Annotated in this window: 14 protein-coding genes, 1 tRNA gene and 2 pseudogenes; 5 read left to right on the forward strand and 12 right to left on the reverse strand. The window is 61.4% G+C overall.

The genetic code is table 11. From position 1 onward, the window contains the following. The first annotated feature begins 159 nt into the window (after positions 1-159). From ACZ5TB_RS10890 to gltB, 3 genes are read left to right on the forward strand one after another with little or no spacing between them, the layout of a single operon-like run. Positions 160-1,611, forward strand: coding sequence for an NAD(P)-dependent oxidoreductase (locus tag ACZ5TB_RS10890; protein WP_464791239.1), 1,452 nt, complete (start codon positions 160-162; stop codon positions 1,609-1,611). Next, the gene (locus tag ACZ5TB_RS10895) at positions 1,608-2,342 is read left to right on the forward strand and encodes a DUF2059 domain-containing protein (protein ID WP_464791240.1); all 735 of its coding nucleotides are present in this window, start codon (positions 1,608-1,610) and stop codon (positions 2,340-2,342) included. The genes ACZ5TB_RS10890 and ACZ5TB_RS10895 overlap by 4 nt, the downstream gene beginning before the upstream one ends. Next, positions 2,342-6,883, forward strand: a complete 4,542-nt coding sequence (gene gltB / locus ACZ5TB_RS10900; RefSeq protein ID WP_464791241.1) for a glutamate synthase large subunit — start codon at positions 2,342-2,344, stop codon at positions 6,881-6,883. Before ACZ5TB_RS10895 ends, gltB begins: the two co-directional genes overlap by 1 nt. A gap of 79 nt (positions 6,884-6,962) precedes the next feature. Here the strand turns inward: gltB and ACZ5TB_RS10905 are convergent, their stop codons facing one another. Further along, positions 6,963-7,445: a hypothetical protein gene (locus ACZ5TB_RS10905; protein WP_464778655.1), complete on the reverse strand. Its 483-nt coding sequence runs from the start codon at positions 7,443-7,445 to the stop codon at positions 6,963-6,965. 151 nt (positions 7,446-7,596) lie between these two features. Here ACZ5TB_RS10905 and ACZ5TB_RS10910 point away from each other — a divergent pair. Continuing rightward, positions 7,597-7,683: transfer RNA gene (locus tag ACZ5TB_RS10910), tRNA-Leu, on the forward strand. Between the two features lie 130 nt (positions 7,684-7,813). Here the strand turns inward: ACZ5TB_RS10910 and ACZ5TB_RS10915 are convergent. From ACZ5TB_RS10915 to ACZ5TB_RS10965, 11 genes and pseudogenes are all read right to left on the reverse strand, one after another. Then, on the reverse strand, positions 7,814-8,632 hold the full coding sequence (locus tag ACZ5TB_RS10915) for an Eco29kI family restriction endonuclease (protein WP_464791242.1): 819 nt from the start codon (positions 8,630-8,632) through the stop codon (positions 7,814-7,816). Beyond that, positions 8,629-9,792 (reverse strand): DNA cytosine methyltransferase, encoded by a 1,164-nt coding sequence (locus ACZ5TB_RS10920; RefSeq protein ID WP_464791243.1) that lies wholly within the window; start codon positions 9,790-9,792, stop codon positions 8,629-8,631. Before ACZ5TB_RS10920 ends, ACZ5TB_RS10915 begins: the two co-directional genes overlap by 4 nt. A gap of 1 nt (position 9,793) precedes the next feature. Then, the gene (locus ACZ5TB_RS10925; RefSeq protein ID WP_464791244.1) at positions 9,794-10,144 is read right to left on the reverse strand and encodes a very short patch repair endonuclease; all 351 of its coding nucleotides are present in this window, start codon (positions 10,142-10,144) and stop codon (positions 9,794-9,796) included. Positions 10,145-10,262: 118 nt separating this feature from the next. Next, positions 10,263-11,258 (reverse strand): ThuA domain-containing protein, encoded by a 996-nt coding sequence (locus ACZ5TB_RS10930; protein WP_464791245.1) that lies wholly within the window; start codon positions 11,256-11,258, stop codon positions 10,263-10,265. A 247-nt stretch (positions 11,259-11,505) separates the two neighbouring features. Beyond that, positions 11,506-11,787, reverse strand: a pseudogene (locus ACZ5TB_RS10935) (GMC family oxidoreductase); the annotation flags it as partial. 252 nt (positions 11,788-12,039) lie between these two features. After that, positions 12,040-12,372: pseudogene (locus tag ACZ5TB_RS10940) on the reverse strand (gluconate 2-dehydrogenase subunit 3 family protein); the annotation flags it as partial. Positions 12,373-12,386: 14 nt separating this feature from the next. Further along, positions 12,387-13,244, reverse strand: coding sequence for a sugar phosphate isomerase/epimerase family protein (locus ACZ5TB_RS10945; RefSeq protein ID WP_464791246.1), 858 nt, complete (start codon positions 13,242-13,244; stop codon positions 12,387-12,389). After that, positions 13,241-14,560 carry an MFS transporter gene (locus tag ACZ5TB_RS10950; protein ID WP_464791247.1) on the reverse strand — a complete coding sequence of 440 codons (1,320 nt, stop codon included), beginning with the start codon at positions 14,558-14,560 and terminating at the stop codon, positions 13,241-13,243. The genes ACZ5TB_RS10945 and ACZ5TB_RS10950 overlap by 4 nt, the downstream gene beginning before the upstream one ends. Positions 14,561-14,580: 20 nt before the next feature. Next, complete coding sequence (locus ACZ5TB_RS10955) at positions 14,581-15,636, reverse strand: sugar phosphate isomerase/epimerase family protein (protein ID WP_464791248.1); 1,056 nt, start codon at positions 15,634-15,636, stop codon at positions 14,581-14,583. Positions 15,637-15,647: 11 nt separating this feature from the next. After that, positions 15,648-16,787 carry a Gfo/Idh/MocA family protein gene (locus ACZ5TB_RS10960; RefSeq protein WP_464791249.1) on the reverse strand — a complete coding sequence of 380 codons (1,140 nt, stop codon included), beginning with the start codon at positions 16,785-16,787 and terminating at the stop codon, positions 15,648-15,650. A gap of 368 nt (positions 16,788-17,155) precedes the next feature. Beyond that, a complete protein-coding gene (locus ACZ5TB_RS10965; RefSeq protein WP_464778644.1) occupies positions 17,156-17,290 on the reverse strand; it encodes a hypothetical protein in 135 nt (44 codons plus the stop codon). 4 nt (positions 17,291-17,294) lie between these two features. Here ACZ5TB_RS10965 and ACZ5TB_RS10970 point away from each other — a divergent pair, with 4 nt between their 5' ends. Then, entirely contained in the window at positions 17,295-18,125 is an 831-nt protein-coding gene (locus tag ACZ5TB_RS10970; protein WP_464791250.1) for a 23S rRNA (adenine(2030)-N(6))-methyltransferase RlmJ, read from the forward strand. Positions 18,126-18,297 lie beyond the last annotated feature (172 nt).

Consider the following 18,297-nt stretch of genomic DNA (forward strand, 5'->3'; position numbering starts at 1 on the left):
GAGTCGGTCCTTGATTTAGCCTTATCGATCGCCCGTTCGATCAAGCGTGTTGGAAATAGTCTCAGTTTAGGTCAGTTAATATGACCTTTATGGTCGAATCCGCGTGACTTTGGCGGTTTTTCTGCTATGTGAGCCCTGAACAGATTTTAGGGACTCATCATGGCTGACAATCCGATGCTGAAATTCGTGGGAACAGGCCAAGCCTATCCCGAGAAGCGGTCGGCCGATGATCGTGCCGACGATTTTCTGGAGATCAGCAGCAGTTTCCTGCTGGAGCGTGCGGAAGAGCAGGCGGCGCGTTGCTCGCAATGCGGTGTGCCTTATTGCTCGACCCATTGTCCTTTGCACAACCATATCCCCGATTGGCTGCGCCTGACGGCGGAAGGGCGGTTGCGCGAGGCCTATGAGCTGAGCAATCTCACCAGCACGATGCCGGAGATTTGCGGCCGCATCTGCCCGCAGGACCGGCTGTGCGAAGGCAATTGCGTCATCGAATTTTCGGGCCACGGCGCGGTCACGATTGGCTCTGTCGAAAAGTTCATCACTGACACGGCTTGGAAGGAAGGCTGGGTCGAGCCGCTGGCGCCCGGCAAGCCGATCGGCCAGTCGGTGGGCGTCATTGGCGCGGGTCCGGCGGGGCTTACTACGGCGGAATATCTGCGCGTCGCGGGCTATGAAGTGCATGTCTATGACCGGCACGACCGCGCGGGCGGATTGCTGACCTATGGCATTCCCGGCTTCAAGCTGGAGAAGGATGTCGTCATGCGCCGGGTCCAGCGCCTGAAGGATGGCGGCATCGTCTTCCATGAAGGGTTTGAGGTCGGCCGCGATGCGTCGATGGAAGAATTGCGCAGCCGCCATGACGCCATCCTGATCGCGACCGGCGTCTACAAGCCGCGCGACATCAAGGCGCCGGGCGTGGGCGCGCCGGGCGTGGTCAAGGCGCTCGACTTCCTGATCGCCTCCAACAGGGCCGGGTTCGGTGACGCAGTGCCGGAACATGAGGACGGCTCGCTGCATGCCAATGGCAAGAAGGTCGTCGTCATCGGCGGTGGCGACACGGCGATGGACTGCGTCCGCACCGCTGTGCGTCAGGGTGCGACTTCGGTGAAGTGCCTCTATCGCCGCGACCGGGAGAATATGCCGGGATCGCAGCGCGAGGTGCAGAATGCGGAAGAAGAAGGCGTCGAGTTCGTGTGGCTGTCCGCGCCGATCGCGTTCGAGGGCACGGAACATGTGACTGGCGTCAAGGTGACGAAGATGCGCCTTGGCCAGCCTGACGCTTCGGGCCGTCGCGCGCCGGAGGCTGATCCGGGCACCGAGCACACGCTGGAAGCCGATCTGGTCATCAAGGCTTTGGGCTATGACCCCGAAGAGCTGCCCAAGCTGTTCGGCGCGGAGGATCTGTCGGTCACCCGCTGGGGCACGCTGCGCGTCGATCACAAGACGATGATGACCAGCATGGACGGCGTGTTTGCCGCTGGCGACATCGTGCGCGGCGCTTCGCTGGTGGTCTGGGCGATCCGCGACGGGCGCGATGTGACCGAGCATATGCACCGTTACCTGAAGGCGAAGGCCAAGGCTGCGGCGGCCGAGAGGCAAGTGGCATGAGGCAGGCTTTCCGCTCTTCCTTGATCGGGCTGGCCCTGCTGGCCGCTCCGGTTGCGCATGCGCAGAGCGTGCCTGACGCCGCGCGGGTGACGGCGGCGCGGCCTGTCGTGGACAAGATTTTCCCTGTTGGCACCTATCGCCGGATGATGGACGGAACCCTGCCCAAGATGATGGACAGCATGATGGACGGCGTCATGAAGATGCCGATCGCGCAGCTCGCCCGCATTGGCGGCGTGCCAGAGGAGAAGCTCGCGGGGCTGGACCAAAGCTCGATGGAGCAGATCAGCGCGATCGTCGATCCCCATTTTCGTCAGCGCACGAAGCTGGGCATGGATGCGATGATGGGATCGATGATCGACATGATGGATGGCTTCGAGCCCAAGGTGCGCGGGGCGCTGACCCGCGCCTATGCCCGCAAGTTCGATGGCAAGCAGCTGGGCGAGCTGGAGAGATTCTTCAAGACGCCGACCGGCGACCTTTATGCCCGCGAGTCCATGATGATGTTCATGAACCCGGAGATCATGGGCGAGATGCAGGCTTTGATGCCTGAAATGATGAAGAAGATGCCCGAAATGGCCGCGAAGGCGGAGGCGGCGACCAAGAGCCTGCCGCCGCCGCGCAAGATCGCCGACCTGTCGCAGGAGGAGCGCGGCAGACTGGCGAAGCTGTTGGGTGTCAAGGCGAGCGACCTGAAGGACGGCGGCGCCATGAGTGACGAAGGAACGAAGTGATGACCGACCAGACCCCATATATGGCGAGCCCCGAAGAGCGCGCGCGCCTTGCCGCCGAGGGCATGTATCACCCGGAGATGGAGGGCGATGCCTGCGGTGTCGGCCTTGTCGCCGCGACGGACGGCCGGGCGAGCCGCCGCGTCGTTGCTTCGGCGATCGACGCGCTGAAGGCGGTTTGGCACCGTGGCGCGGTCGATGCGGATGGCAAGACCGGCGACGGCGCGGGCATCCATGTCGATCTGCCAGTGCGCTTCTTTGACGATGCGATCGCGGATTCGGGGCACAAGCCGCTGCCCAACCGGTTGGCCGTGGGCATGATCTTCCTGCCGCGCACGGATTTGAGCGCGCAGGAAACTTGCCGCACGATCGTTGAATCCGAGATCATCGAAGCGGGCTACACCATCTATGGCTGGCGTCAGGTGCCCGTTGACGTGTCCGTCATCGGCGAGAAGGCGCAGCGCACCCGTCCGGAGATCGAGCAGATCATGATCGCCGGGCCGATGCCGGAGGAGCGCGATCAGGTCGAGTTTGAAAAGGACCTCTACCTCATCCGCCGCCGGATCGAGAAGAAGGTGATCGCGGCGCAGATACAGGATTTCTACATCTGTAGCCTGTCGTGCCGCTCGATCATCTACAAGGGCCTGTTTCTCGCGGAATCGCTGTCGGTCTTTTACCCGGACCTGCGCGATGAGCGGTTTGAGAGCCGTGTCGCGATATTCCACCAGCGCTATTCGACCAACACCTTCCCGCAATGGTGGCTGGCCCAGCCGTTCCGCACGCTCGCGCATAATGGTGAGATCAATACGATCCGCGGCAACAAGAACTGGATGAAGAGCCACGAGATCAAGATGGCCTCGCTGGCGTTCGGGGATCATTCGGAGGACATCAAGCCGGTGATCCCGGCTGGTGCGTCGGACACCGCCGCGCTCGATGCCGTGTTCGAGGCGATCTGCCGGTCTGGCCGCGATGCGCCGACGGCGAAGCTGATGCTGGTGCCCGAGGCGTGGCAGGCGGCTGCGGGGGAAACGCCGCAGGCGCATGTCGATATGTATGAATATCTCGCCTCCGTCATGGAGCCGTGGGATGGTCCGGCCGCGCTGGCGATGACGGATGGGCGCTGGGTCGTCGCGGGTGTGGATCGCAACGCGCTGCGTCCGCTGCGCTACACGCTGACGGGTGATAATCTGCTGATCGTGGGGTCGGAAACCGGCATGGTCGTCGTGCCTGAAACCACCATCGTCAAGAAGGGCCGCATGGGTCCCGGACAGATGATTGCCGTCGATCTGCAGGAAGGCGCAATCTACGACGACCGCGCGATCAAGGACCAGATTGCGGGCGAGCGGCCCTATGCCGAGCTGATCAAGGACTTCATGAAGGTCGGCGATCTGCCCGAGGCGCAAAGCGCCCTGCCCGCATGGGACAAGGCGGAGCTGACACGCCGTCAGGTGGCCGCCAACCTGACGCTGGAGGACATGGAGCTGATCCTGGCCCCGATGGTCGAGGATGCGAAGGAAGCCGTTGGCTCAATGGGTGATGACACGCCGCTCGCCGTCATTTCCGACAAGCCGCGCACCGTCAGTCACTTCTTCCGCCAGAATTTCAGTCAGGTCACGAACCCGCCGATCGATTCCCTGCGCGAACGGCATGTGATGAGCCTGCGCACGCGCTTTTCCAACCTGCACAATATCCTGGAGCAGGATACGCAGAACAGCCATGTGCTGGTGCTGGAATCGCCGGTTCTGGTCTCGTCCGAATGGGCGCGGTTGAAGGCGCATTTCGGCCCGGCTGTGGCGGAAATCGACTGCACCTTCCCAGCGGAAGGCGGGCAGGAGCAGCTGCGCTCCGCGATCGCCCGCATCCGGGAGGAAGCGGAGCAGGCCGTTCGGGAAGGCCGCACCGAAATCTTCCTAACCGACGAGCATGTTAACGCGGAGAAGGTCGCTATTGCGGGCGTACTCGCGGCGGCGGCGGTGCATACGCATCTGGTCCGCAAGGGGCTGCGCAGCTACGCGTCGATCAACGTTCGTTGCGCCGAAGCGCTCGACACCCATTATTTCGCGGTGCTGATCGGCGTCGGTGCGACCACGGTGAACGCTTATCTTGCCGAAGCCAGCATTGCCGATCGCCATGCGCGCGGCCTGTTCGGCGACCTGGCGCTGGAAGAATGCTTCGAACGGTTCCGCACCGCGATCAACGAAGGCCTGCTGAAGATCATGTCCAAGATGGGCATTGCGGTCATCAGCAGCTATCGCGGCGGCTATAATTTCGAAGCCGTGGGCCTGTCCCGCGCGCTGGTCAACGACTTGTTCCCCGGCATGCCTGCAAAGATTTCAGGCGAAGGCTATGCGTCGCTGCATCATAATGCCGTGCTGCGGCATGAGGCGGCCTATGACAGCGCGGTGGTGCGCCTGCCGGTCGGCGGCTTCTACCGTCAGCGTAACGGTGGGGAGAGCCATGCCTATTCGGCGCAGTTGATGCATCTGTTGCAGACGGCGGTGGGGACGGACAGCTATTCGACCTATCTGCAATTTTCGCGCGGGGTGCGGGATTTGCCGCCGGTCTATCTGCGCGACCTGTTGGAGTTCAACTTCGCGCGGGAGGCGGTGCCGATCGACGAGGTCGAGGCGACTACGGAAATCCGCAAGCGCTTCGTGACGCCGGGCATGTCGCTGGGGGCGCTGTCGCCCGAAGCGCATGAGACGCTGGCGATCGCGATGAACCGCATCGGCGCCAAGGCCGTGTCGGGCGAAGGCGGCGAGGATGCGGCCCGGTTCAAGCCCTATGAGAATGGCGACAATGCGAACAGCGTGATCAAGCAGATCGCGTCTGGCCGCTTTGGCGTTCATGCCGAATATTTAGGGTCCGCCGAGGAGATCGAGATCAAGGTCGCGCAGGGCGCCAAGCCCGGCGAAGGCGGCCAGCTGCCCGGTTTCAAGGTGACCGAGTTCATCGCGAAGCTGCGCCATTCGACGCCCGGCGTGACGCTCATCTCTCCGCCGCCGCACCATGACATATACTCAATCGAGGATCTGGCGCAGCTTATCTACGACTGCAAGCAGATCAACCCGCGCGCGCGGGTGTGCGTTAAGCTGGTCAGTCAGGCGGGTATCGGCACGGTGGCGGCGGGCGTGGCGAAGGCGCATGCGGACGTCATCCTGATCGCGGGCCATGTCGGCGGCACCGGTGCTTCACCCCAGACGTCGATCAAATATGCGGGCACGCCATGGGAAATGGGGCTGTCTGAAGCCAATCAGGTGCTGACGCTCAATGGCCTGCGCCATCGGGTGAAGCTGCGCACCGACGGGGGCCTCAAGACCGGGCGCGACATCGTGATCGCGGCGATCCTGGGCGCGGAAGAGTTCGGCATCGGTACGCTGAGCCTCGTCGCGATGGGCTGCATCATGGTGCGGCAGTGCCACAGCAACACCTGCCCCGTCGGCGTGTGCGTGCAGGATGAGAAGCTGCGCGAGAAGTTCACCGGCACGCCGGAGAAGGTCATCAACCTCATGACCTTCATCGCCGAGGAAGTGCGCGAGGTGCTGGCGCGTCTGGGCTATCGCAGCCTGGATGAGGTGATCGGGCGCACGGAGCTGCTGAAGCAGGTCAATCGTGGTGCCGAGCATCTGGACGACCTCGATTTGAACCCCATCCTCGCCAAGGTGGACGCGCCTGATGACCAGCGTCGTTTCAGCCTGACGGCTTGGCGCAATGAGGTGCCCGATAGTCTGGACGCGCAGATGATGCGCGATGCCAAGGCGGTGTTCGAGCGCGGCGAGAAGATGCAGCTGACCTATACGGTGCGCAACACGCATCGCGCGGTCGGCACCCGATTGTCGGCGGCGGTGACCGAGCGGTTCGGCATGTCTGCCCTAGCGGACGGGCATCTGACCGTGCGGCTGCGGGGGAGCGCGGGTCAGTCGCTGGGCGCGTTCCTGTGCAAGGGCATCACGCTGGAAGTCTTTGGCGATGCGAACGACTATGTGGGCAAGGGTCTGTCGGGCGGCACGATCGTCGTCCGCACGACAGTTTCCTCGCCGTTGACGAGCAAGGACAACACGATCATCGGCAATACCGTCCTGTACGGCGCGACGGCGGGCAAGCTGTTCGCGGCGGGACAGGCAGGCGAGCGCTTTGCCGTCCGCAACTCGGGCGCGCAGGTGGTGGTCGAGGGCTGTGGCGCCAATGGCTGCGAATATATGACCGGCGGCACGGCGGTGATCCTGGGGCGCACGGGCGCGAACTTCGGCGCTGGGATGACCGGCGGCATGGCCTTCATCCTGGACGAGGATGGCAGCTTCGAACGGCGCGCCAACCCGGAAAATATCGTGTGGCAGCGGCTGGAAAGCGCCCATTGGGAAGCGCAGCTCAAAGCGCTGATCGCGGAGCATGCGGTGACGACGGACAGCAAATGGTCGAACACGATCCTGGATGATTGGGACCGTTGGCGGCGTCACTTCTGGCAGGTGTGTCCCAAGGAGATGGTGCATCGGTTGACCCATCCGTTGAGCGATGCAAGCGCCGAGGTGGTGGCTGCGGAATAGGATGAGGGGGGAAGGCTGAGGGCTTTCCTCCCCCTTTTTCTTGGGACAGTCCGTGCCTGGGGCTGCTGCGCGGCTTTGGCTAGTAGGAGACGGGTGAAACGGCAGGCGCAGAATCGAATTTCGCGCCGTTGCCCTGCGCCAGTTGCGTCGGCTGCAGCTGTGCATCGTCGCCGTTCGCGAACCGGTCTATGTTGGCTGGTAGGCGGTGCATCGGCGATGGCGGGGCGTCCTCAAGCGGTTGCCAATTGTCGGCTTGCTCATCCTGCGCTTCATAATGCTGCACAACCGGATCGTCATAGCCGCTCCAGCCCGCCGTCATGCTTGCCATTTGCCGGTCCGCGAGGGTCGGGCCGCAGCCCTTGCAATTAATCTCATCCGGCCCCGTCAGATCGGGGCTGCCTTCTGATTGCGCGATCGAGATAGGCGATGCGGAGTAAGAAGAGGATTGTGCGTCGCTGAAGGATAGCCGTGGCGGAGTCGTCGCGTAGAGGCCAAGGCCTAGCCCGCTGACCAACGCGGCCCCCGCGCTCGCCAGGCTGAACAACCAGAAACGGGGGGACATGCGACCTTCTCCTCTTCCGCGCTCGCCTGCGTCATCGCCAGCACCCGGTAAAAGAAACGCACATGAAGATCGGTTGTTGCATGGGTCCAAGGCCTTTGCTAAGGGCCGCCTCCTACCAAGGCACCGGCACCGCCGGTTTCCCTTCAGATGTGCGGTCGTGGCGGAATTGGTAGACGCGCAACGTTGAGGTCGTTGTGGCCGAAAGGCCGTGGAAGTTCGAGTCTTCTCGACCGCACCATTCCCTTGAATTCATCGAAGAAATTCAAGGTATTAGTGGCAGGTTCCAAAACCAGCCCACCCTCCAGGCCACCTCAAATCATGCGTTGTGGCGGGCTGTTATGCGCACCTATGTGCAGCCCGTTTGGCCCTCACCCTTGACGCAGTTCGTCGATAAAGCTGGCCAGCACGGCTTCCAAATCGGGATAGGCGGGGTGCTCTCGGAAATGGGCCGCCAATTCGGCATCGATCTGTTGGACCGACTTGGCGTCTTCAGTGGTTGCGACGGCCCACGCGCGCCCAGGATGCAGCGTGTCCCACGGCGAACGCTTGTTCGCTCGGGTCGTGGCGGAATCGCCATGCTTGCCGAGGCCGTAAAGGATGCTGGTTTCGCTGTTCCAGATTGGCCGGAACAGCTGGATGAGATAGTCCTCGGCGGCTGTCTCCCAGCCGCTTTGCACCACGAGCGAGCGGAACTCGAAATCCGATAGTTCCAAGGTGCTCGACGCCTTGCCAATGTTCTTGCGGTGATCGCTAAGGCGACCACAGAGCCTCGCGCCTTGCTCCAGCGGTGTGCGAGCGTTGCTCACGCCGGGCGCGGCCTGACCAACGTAGATAGGGGTCTCGGTGCCGCTGATCGCTTGATAGGCCGGAAAGGCACCTTTGTAGTAGATGGCGTAAACGCCGGAGCCATAGAACCTCGGAATCTCCGAGAGCGGATGGCGCTCTTGCGCCACGAGCGCCAAAGCTACAAAGCGCCCCACAACCTTGGGGTTGCTCGGATCGAATACCGAGGTCGGCTGCGCGATGGGATCGAGCCGCGCCAGCAACGTCATAAGATCGTCGATGGCTTCCTTGATTTGCGCTTCAAGCTTACGCCGCTTGTGGCCAGACAAGGACGGTTGGCTGGCTTCGGCAGTGAGTCGTTCGAGGCTTGCGCGCAGTACGCCAACTGTATCGGAATTATTCATGCATTCTCCGCAAGTCGGGACGCAACACCGTCCCCAATCACGCGAGCTAATTCAACTGGCACGGCATTGCCAAGCTGGCGCATGGATTCTGTCCAGGAGCCATGTAAGCGGTAGCTGTCTGGGAAGGTCTGCAAGCGAGCACTTTCCCGCACGGTAAAATACCGTACTGAGCCATCGGGCCGGAGCAGCATATTCTCGCCACCGGGTACGCCATGAACGCCAGCCTTAAGCGTCTTCGCGGGTAGATCGAGTGGACTGCCGGTATGACCCGGATAGCTGCGAGCGCCGGGCTGGAAGCGGTGGTTGTGGACGCGGCGGGCTTCCGTTGCCCGGTGCTCGGGATCGGGAAGATCGCCGATCGCATCCCGGACTGTGCGCCAGGCATTTGTCTCGGGCCGCCCATAAAGACGCAGTGCTCGGGCGCGCAACTTGGGATCGGTGAGCTCGGCCAGACGCACCTTGTGGCGACCGCCATATTCCTCGCTGCGGAACTGCTCCCACAGGAGCGCATCCAGCGAGTGGGTTTCCTTCGGGAATGACCATTCGATGCCGAGATCGTCACGGAAGCCGACAAACACCACGCGCTCCCGGCGCTGTGGCACGCCATAGTCGGCGGCATTCAGCACCCTATACACTACATTGTATTTGAGGCCGGTTTCCCGTCCCGAAGTATGGTGCGCTTCTAGGCGCATCAGGTGCGACTGCCATTCCTCGTCCCGCTTCCGCACCAGTTCCGGGTACGTGAGTTGATGGACGATGTATGCGAGGTAGGTGGCGAAGGTGGCACGAGTCAGGCCCTTGACGTTCTCGAACACAAACGCTGGCGGCTTGGTTTCCCGCACCACCCGCACCGCTTCTCCCCACATGTCGCGATGATCGGCCTGTGCCCGATGCTTGCCACCTAGCGAGAAGGGCTGGCAGGGCGGACCACCGCTAACGAGTTCGACCTTACCTTCAAATTGACGGAAATCGACGTGGCGGACATCGCCTTCAATAGGCTCCGGCCATCGATTCACGGGCGCGACCTTGGCACGCTTGTTCTCGCGAATGGTATCGCAGCACCACCGATCCCATTCGACGACCTTCGCGGGCTGAAAACCCGATTGGCAAAGGCCCATGCCCAGTCCACCGGCACCCGCAAAAAGCTCAATCGACCGCATGTTAGCCCGCCTCCAAGAACCGCCGAATGTTCTCTTTTAGTTCCGAAGCCTCTTTCAACTGACATTCCCAGATCGTCAAGACCCTCCATCCCATGTTTTCCAGAGCTTCGATCTGGGCGTCGTCGCGTTCCCGATTGCGGGTAAGCTTCACGAGCCAGAATTCCTCCCGTGATTTCGGCAGGCGCGCGATTTTGCAGGAGGGGTCGGGATGTCGATGCCAAAAGCAGCCGTGAACGAAGATCACGCGCTTCCGCCGACGGAACACAAGATCAGGTTTGCCGGGCAGTTCAGAAATAAAGAATGCCCGAGATTTGGTGACATGGAAAAGCTCTCCACTATCGCTGTGAAGCACCGGGCAGCTCTGCGGTGGCGGCCCCCTCATCCTGCACAAAAGCTTCACCGGAATCGAAGGCCGTTCTTCCGAAGGCTATGCTTGTGAGACAAACTCATCCTGGCGATAGGAGACCGTCCTACCGCTGCGCGCAGACGGCTTTACGATCAGCTGCCCAGGAAACTACCGATCCCAGCATCTGAACGACCTGGGGCTGCATATAAGACTCCGCACGATGGCCGAGGGCGGAGTAGAATGCACGACCGCGACCCACGCACTTTGACCAGGCGATCGGATGATCGGAACCCATCCTCAAATCCTGGTTGCCCAGTCCGATCGGTTTGTAAGTCGATTCGTCGATTGTGACGACGACATTCGCACCGGTCTTGCGGGGGCTTTCGCGGAACGAATACCACTCATCCTTCATGTTCCACTCGCTAGGGAGCCCCGCGGCCACAGGATGTTGATAGTTGGTGACGACCAGGCGCGCATCCTGGAACTGCTGGGTTGTCGGATGGCCGGTGAAATAAGCCCCAATCAACTCATCCGCGTACCACTTCCAGAAATATGTGCTGTCGCCACCCGAGCCATGGAGCGCAACGAAGCCGCCGCCCCTTTTGACATATTGCTCAAGCGCGCGCCGTTGCGAGAGGGTGAGCACATCGCCGCTGACGTTGCTCCAGACAATTGCGTCGAATTGGCGCAAGGTCGCCGGATTGATCGACCCGCCCTTGTCGGTGAAGGCAACCGACCAGCCTTTGCTGTCGGCCAATGCCTGCATGGCTTTGCGCGCGGCTGGAATGGCTTCTTTGTGGTAGAAGCCATTGACCTTGTCGAATACCAGGATGTTGGTCTTGCCTTTGGTGAAGGGCAAAGCCGCGCGCTCATTGTCGTACCGGGCGCAGCGGGCAACCTTGTCAGCCGCCGTGACGGGGACCTGACGTAGGCGACGGTCCATTTCAGCCACTTGCTCCGGGGTGAAACGGAGCAGGCTTGCAGCAGCGTTCAGATCCATGATCGCGGCGAAGGTTGGCGCACGTGTCCCCATGAATTCCGCAGGCAATTTGGATATGCGACCGGGGACGACTTGCTCCACCGCAGCTTTCGCCTGGTTGCTGAGCAGGATATCGATCATGGGCGTCGCAGCCGAAAATGGCATGCAATCGGTCACCGGCTTGGATCCCTGAGCCGCCGCCTGCGTAGCCATGACGGCAAGCACCGAAGCCAATAATGTCGAGATCATCTTCATCGGGTAATCATCCTGGATTGGGGCCGGAGGCTAGATCATGATCAGATCCAGTAAGATCGGATTACGCTCTATTTATTCTTAGTTTTCCGCATTTTCCGAGTCGGCAGGTGATGCCATCTGCCGCGAACATGCTCTAGATTTTGCCTTCTTTGAGGAACTGCGCCGCATGGTGGGCCGCGCGCGCAGACAAGGCCATATATGTGAGCGATGGGTTCTGGCAGCCGCTCGACGCCATGGCCGACCCGTCGGTGATAAACAGGTTGGGGACGTCATGTGCCTGATTGTAGCGGTTCAGCACGGATTTCTTCGGATCCTTGCCCATGCAAGCAGTCCCCATCTCGTGAATTCCGAGACCCGGAGGGCCGAGCTCATCCATCTTCGCTACCACATAGCCGCCGGCGGCCTCGATCATCGCGCGGTATCCTGGATCGACAACGACTGGCCCAAGAATGGATGCTGCACTCTCGCCCGTTTTTTCGGCTTTTGCTGGAGCTTGGCCCTGAACCGGAGTTTGCACAGGCTCCTGGCGCGGACGTCCATGATTGGGATCGACCACGACAGGTGGGCTGGCGGCGGCCGGTGGCGCGGCAGTTGCGGCGGCGGGCTTGAGAGCGGCTATGTCGTGCGCCGCCAACAATGTGGTGCGGTTTTGAGGATCGAGAGCGACGAAAGGCCGACCATGTTGCGTACGGGCAAGCGCATCGATCCTATCAAGCGCTTCGATCAGCGCGTTTCTGTGGTCAGGACCGGCCCAATCCCGCAGCATGCCGTCGAAAAGTGCCGGTACGCCCACATCCGTTGCACCCGGAGTGTCCGTCCGCGGGACGATCGTGTCGGCCGCCGCGCCCAGCAAGGCGAAACGCGGCGCTGACAGAAACAGAGTGCTTCCCTCAGCTGTCGCGGCAAAAAGACCGTCCAGCGGCAAGGTGGCGGCACCAAGAAGAAACATGGCCCGGCCGAGCATATCTCGGCGATTGATATCGAAAATGTCTGACTGCATCAGTCAGGCTCCTCTCAAGCCTGCGCCCAGCAATGCTGGATGTAACGATAGCCATTTTCATAAACGTCTCGCGGATCGGGAAAGAAGTCGCGCCAGACGCGGGTCGCAGCAGCAAGCTCCGGCAAGCCTTTTCCAAAGGCTTCGATCGTCAACCAGCCCTGATAACCGCGCGTCTTCAGCGCAGCGATGGTTTCGGCAATCGGAGCGTGGCCGCTGCCGGGCGTCCCGCGGTCATTCTCGCTAATATGGACGTGGTTGACGTCACCCCGGTCATAAGCCTTGAGGAGCGCAGCAACCGGATCCTTTTCCTCGATATTCGCGTGAAAAGTGTCAAAAAGCATCCCAAAGCCATCTTCGCTCAGTCGCGCGAGATAGGCGCTGGTTTGTTCGCAAGTGTTGAGCAAATGGCATTCGAAACGGTTCAGCGGCTCTAACGAACAGATCAAGCCAGCATCCCGCGCGGACTTGGCGATCCGGCGATGGACTTCGGCGCAATGGTCGAGTTCCGCTTCCGTGGGTCCCTGCCCGGTGAAATCGCCAAGCGCCTGGAACCAGGGACCTGCCAGAAGCTCTGCGCCAAGCTCCGCGCAACAATCGATGACCTTCATCAGGTGATCGATGCCCGCCTGGCGTGCTGCCGCATCCGGGGAGATCGGCGAATGCGCGGCATTGGGGATTATGGTGACAGCTGTGCGTTGAAGCCCCATATCGTCGAGCCGACGGCCAAGCGCGCGATAGTGACCCGGATCGGATGGATCGAACACGGGGACCTCGACGCCATCGTATCCGGTCGCCTTTAGTGCCTCCAGCACCGGGACATGCTGATCGGTCACATGCCCGGTCCAGAGCAGCAGATTCATGCCGATCTTCATACCGCGCTCATCTCACTTGCCTTCAATCCGGCCGCGCGTTTGCGGCGCTCCACCAGCCACACGCCAGCGAAGATGAAGAAAAGCACGACTGGGATAATGGCGATGGTTTTGAACGAAGTCTCGGCGGCATAGGCCATGACCTGACCATATTCCGGCGAGCTCGGCTGCAATGCGGCAAAGGCTTCGGCCCCGCCCGCTTTGGACAGCTTGGCCCGATCGTAAATGGCGCCAAGTTCGGGCAATACGAAATAGATCGCCATGGCTCCCGCAAAGCCGATCAGGCCGATACCCCAGGCGCCGCTGCGGAAATAGCGCCGCGAAACCGCAGCCATCATCGTCGGCCACATGAAGCAGACGCCGATGGCCCAAAGCGTCGCAGCGACGATAGCGGTGAACGGAGAATTGGCCGTGCTGAGCAGGTAAAGGCCAGCCGCGGCAGGAATGGTCGACATGAGAAGCAGGCCCATGTCGGAAAATCGCTTGTCGAGCGGCCCCGCAAAGTGCCGCATGACGAACATGATCGCGGACACATAGGCCAGAACCAGGATGCCCGGCATCTTGACGGTCTGCGTCAGGGCAATATCGACCCACGCGCCGGGCGCGAGCTCGGCCGAGGCGGTCAGGAACATGATCGCGAAGAAAATCCAGAATGTCGGGCGACGGAACGGCTCCATCATCATGTCACGGAAGGGGACACCCTGCGCGGTGCTCTCGGTTTGGGGAAAGCGGTGCCGTGCCGCCCAAATGCCCAGTAGCGCCCCGGGCACGATCGGCAGGGCGATCAATGCTTGCCAGGGGAGGTCGAGTATCTTGAAGAAAAGGACGCTCAGAAGGCCGCCCACTACAATCCCGGCGGGCCACCAGGCATGCAGATGGTTCAGCTTCCCCGTCTTGTCATCGGCGTAGAGCGTCGTCGTAACGGGGTTGATAGTCGCCTCGCTGGCGCCCCATCCCAGGCCCCAGACGACCATCGCCACGTTGAGCATCACATAGGACGAAGTGCCCAAGAGCGGACACGACAGGACAAGCAACGGCCCAACGACAAAGCAGGCCGATGCCAACAGGATGCACCGCTTGGCCCCGATCCGATCCAGCAATGGGCTGATCACCAAAAGGCTCAGCGCGAAGCCGAGGAACGAGCTTCCGAGCACAGTGCCGATCATCTCGCCCGAATGCTGCGCATCGATGGGATCGAGCAAGGCAGTCTTGATGGCGCCCGCCGCGCCCGCCCGGATCGAATTGGACATTGCCGCGACGAACAGCGAAAGAACACAGATCCAGAATAACGCGCGCCGATCGTAAAGCCGTTCTTCCATGGTCATCCCCTGCCTTGTCTTTATATGTCTTGCCCAATCCCCAGAACCGCGTTGAGCAGCGCCTTGTCCGCCGTTCCCCCGGCGAAGTCATCAAATGCCCTGTCGGCTTTGCGGATCATGTGGCGAGCGATGAACGGCGCGCCCTCGACCGCACCCTGTTCGGGATGCTTGTACGCGCATTCCCATTCCAGCACCGCCCAACCCTGATAGCCATAGTGCGTCAGCTTGCTGAATATGCCGGTGAAATCGATCTGCCCATCGCCCAGCGACCGGAACCGCCCCGGACGTTCCGCCCATCCTGAGTAGGAACCATAGACCCCGGCGCGCCCATTAGGACGAAATTCGGCGTCCTTGACATGGAACGCCTTAATCCGTTCATGATAGATGTCGATGAAGGCCAAGTAATCCATCTGCTGAAGCAGGAAATGACTTGGATCGTACAGGATGTTGGCGCGCGAATGATTGCCGACTGCGTCCAGAAATCGTTCGAATGTCACCCCATCATGCAGGTCCTCACCGGGATGAAGTTCGAAACACACATCGACGCCATGATCTTCAAAGACGTCGAGAAGCGGCGACCAGCGACGCGCCAGTTCGGCAAACCCCTCTTCGACAAGTCCGGCAGGACGCTGTGGCCAGGGATAAATGGTATGCCAAAGGAGCGCCCCCGAGAAGGTTGCATGCGCAGTGCAACCAAAGCGCTGACTCGCTTTCGCGCCGAGCTTCAACTGCTCGACCGCCCACTCCGAACGAGCTGCCGCATTGCCATGCAGGTGCGCGGGCGCGAAAACATCGAACAGGCGGTCATAAGCGGGGTTAGTGGCGATCAACTGGCCTTGAAGATGGGTCGATAATTCAGTGACTTCGACCCCGTTCGCTGCACAGATGCCTTTGACTTCATCGACATAATCCTGGCTATCAGCGGCTTTTTCCAGATCGAACAACCTGCGATCCCAGGTCGGGATTTGCACGCCCTTATAGCCGAGGCCACCCATATAGCGGGTGATCGCGTCCAGTGAGTTGAACGGCGCTTCATCCCCTGCGAATTGGGCGAGGAAGATTGCGGGACCCTTCATGTCATGTCCTGTCAAAGGTCGGTCCAGACCGCGCCTGCGCGGCTGGACTTCAAGCTGGCGTCGATGAACTTCATGCCGGAAAGCGCGTCCGCCATCGTCGCGAAACCGGGTTCGTCGTCAGGGCTGGGCTCGCCGCGGATCGCTCGGCCGAATGCGGCGTAGATATTCGCAAAGGCTTCCAGATAACCCTCGGGATGCCCCGCGGGCGTGCGTTGAATGGCGAGGATATCTGGGGCGAGATAGGTACGGTTCGCCCCCGCATTCCAGATTTCGGTTGGCTTGTCGCGGTAGCCGATGCGCAGCGTATTCGGCTCTTCCTGACGCCAGTGCAGCCCGGCCTCGTCGCAGTAAATATCGATGGCTAGGTCGTTGATGTCGCCCACGCAAACCTGGCTCGCGGTCAAGGTGCCACGCCCTCCCCCGGCCAGTCGGAACAGCGCGGCCCCGTCGTCGTCAATGCGTCGACCGGGCAGCATTGTGAGATCGGCGCAAATCGCTGAAATCCGTTCCCCGGTAATAAATTCAACAAGGTTCGCGGCGTGGGTGCCGATATCTCCGAACGCGCCCGCCTGCCCCGATCGCGCGGGATCGACCCGCCACTCGGCCTGCTTGTTGCCGATCAGGTCTTCCGGGCGCGACAGCCAATCCTGCATATATTTGACAGATACCCGGCGAACTTTGCCTAATGTGCCGGAGGCAACCATCCGGCGTGCCTGCTTGACGAGCGGATATCCGGTATATGTGTGGGTCACCGCGATCCGGCGCCCGGTACGCTGCGCCGTGTCCGCGATCGCCTGCGCCGCTTCCAGACTGTCCGCCAACGGCTTGTCGATGATGACGTCGAACCCTGCCTTCAGCGCGGCAATTGCCGGCTCAGCATGCATGTGATTGGGGGTCACTATCGCCACGGCTTCGATCCGCTCGGCCGGGGGCAGCGCAGCCTCGGCAGCGAGCATCTGCTCCCATGAATCATAGGTCCGCGCCGGATCGACACCGATCTCCTGACCGGATGCGCGTGAGACGCTCGCGTTCGACGAAAACGCACCAGCGACAAGCTCCCAGTTGCCAGCAATCGCCGCAGCAGTCCTATGGACGCCACCAATGAACGCACCGATGCCGCCGCCGATCATGCCATAGCGTACGCGCTCCATTGCACTCCTCTTCCCATTTGCGCGACCTTTGGCCACGTCGAGATTGCTTAATGCCATCGGCGAACAGCCTTGGCAAGTTAATTGAACGGTATAGTACGTTTAATCTACATTCAAGGGCAAGATCAACGAAGAAGTGGTCGTGCGCTTCAACGCGCCGGGACTTACGGCTTCAAATGTCTGCCGCACCTCGGGATGGACATGGTCGGGCTAGGACCGATCGAGCAGCCGAGCGAGGCAGACGGACCGTATTTCGGCACGGAAAAAGGGGCGGCTGTACGGCCACAAAGGTCGGTCTCCGCCTCCGGTGACGATCACTAACGTGGGCTTGGAGCCTTGTGCTAAAGCGCTTTGGAGGTTTCCGCCCGACCCTATGCGAGCACCGGATTGGTTGCTTCAATCGCCTCGCGCTCGGTTTGTGCGCCCAACAATAGCGGCACGGCCATAACTTCGCTTTGCAGAAGGTCCGGCAGCTCGTCTAAAGGCAGGCCGTCAGGATTTTGCATCACAATGAATTATCGCCATTCCTTCCATGCTGGCAATAGCGCCGATGTCGTAAAGCACAGCCTGCTGATCGCCCTGGTGCGGGCCTTGCAGCACAAGCCTGGCCCGCTGACCCTGATCGACACCCATGCCGGCTGCGGGCTGTACGACCTTGGCGGCGACGAAGCCCAACGCACCGGCGAAGCCACGCAGGGCGTGCTGCGGGCCTTTGCCGATCCGAACCCGTTGCTGGACGACTACCGTGCCGCCGTACGGGCGGTGAATGTGGGTGACGAACCGCAGCTTTACCCCGGCTCACCGCGATTTCTGGCCCAGCTTTTGCGCCCGCAGGATTTCCTGATCCTCAACGAAAAGCACCCGGAAGACGCTTACGCCCTGCGCGGCGCGATGCGGGGCACCAGCGCAGCCGTGCATGAACGCGACGCCTACGAACTTTGGCTGGCTATGGTTCCGCCCCGCACCGCGCGCGGCGTAGTGGCGATCGACCCGCCCTACGAGCAGCCGGACGAACGCGCGCGTATCACCGCCACCCTCGCCGCCGCTTACCGCAAATGGGCGCATGGCGTGACGGTGATCTGGTATCCGCTGAAAGACAGCGCCACGCATTGGCGGTGGAAGCAGCAGTTACGCAAGCTCGGCATCCCGAAATTGCTGCTGGTGGAGCATTGGCTATACGATAGCGAGCAACCCGGAATCTATAACGGCGCGGGCCTCTATATCGTCAATCCGCCCTACGCCTTCACACAGACGCTGCCGCCACTGTTGGAGGCTTTGCGCGCCGCGCTGGCGCCCGAAGGGCATAGGGGCGAGATTATATCCGGTTGGTTGGGCGATTAAAATAAACCCTCGTCCCCTCTCCTTCCGGAGGAGAGAATTGCCGCGCTTCAGTGTGCAAACAAATTGTATCACGTGGATTTTTGCAACACGGTTTCACGTTCGGTGGCCGTGCTCCAGACGATTGTGCCTATGCGCCAGTTAGCGATGGACTCGATCATGTGATCCTGTTCGA

It is taken from the genome of Sphingobium sp. TomTYG74 (assembly GCF_055393875.1).

Excerpts from the sequence above, each read along its gene's own strand:
- ACZ5TB_RS10890 (WP_464791239.1), top strand. The coding sequence starts at position 160 with ATGGCTGACAATCCGATGCTGAAATTCGTGGGAACAGGCCAAGCCTAT.
- ACZ5TB_RS10895 (WP_464791240.1), top strand. The coding sequence starts at position 1,608 with ATGAGGCAGGCTTTCCGCTCTTCCTTGATCGGGCTGGCCCTGCTGGCC.
- gltB (WP_464791241.1), top strand. The coding sequence starts at position 2,342 with ATGACCGACCAGACCCCATATATGGCGAGCCCCGAAGAGCGCGCGCGC.
- ACZ5TB_RS10905 (WP_464778655.1), bottom strand. The coding sequence starts at position 7,445 with ATGTCCCCCCGTTTCTGGTTGTTCAGCCTGGCGAGCGCGGGGGCCGCG.
- ACZ5TB_RS10915 (WP_464791242.1), bottom strand. The coding sequence starts at position 8,632 with ATGAATAATTCCGATACAGTTGGCGTACTGCGCGCAAGCCTCGAACGA.
- ACZ5TB_RS10920 (WP_464791243.1), bottom strand. The coding sequence starts at position 9,792 with ATGCGGTCGATTGAGCTTTTTGCGGGTGCCGGTGGACTGGGCATGGGC.
- ACZ5TB_RS10930 (WP_464791245.1), bottom strand. The coding sequence starts at position 11,258 with ATGATCGATATCCTGCTCAGCAACCAGGCGAAAGCTGCGGTGGAGCAA.
- ACZ5TB_RS10945 (WP_464791246.1), bottom strand. The coding sequence starts at position 13,244 with ATGAAGATCGGCATGAATCTGCTGCTCTGGACCGGGCATGTGACCGAT.
- ACZ5TB_RS10950 (WP_464791247.1), bottom strand. The coding sequence starts at position 14,560 with ATGGAAGAACGGCTTTACGATCGGCGCGCGTTATTCTGGATCTGTGTT.
- ACZ5TB_RS10955 (WP_464791248.1), bottom strand. The coding sequence starts at position 15,636 with ATGAAGGGTCCCGCAATCTTCCTCGCCCAATTCGCAGGGGATGAAGCG.
- ACZ5TB_RS10960 (WP_464791249.1), bottom strand. The coding sequence starts at position 16,787 with ATGGAGCGCGTACGCTATGGCATGATCGGCGGCGGCATCGGTGCGTTC.
- ACZ5TB_RS10965 (WP_464778644.1), bottom strand. The coding sequence starts at position 17,290 with ATGCAAAATCCTGACGGCCTGCCTTTAGACGAGCTGCCGGACCTTCTG.
- ACZ5TB_RS10970 (WP_464791250.1), top strand. The coding sequence starts at position 17,295 with ATGAATTATCGCCATTCCTTCCATGCTGGCAATAGCGCCGATGTCGTA.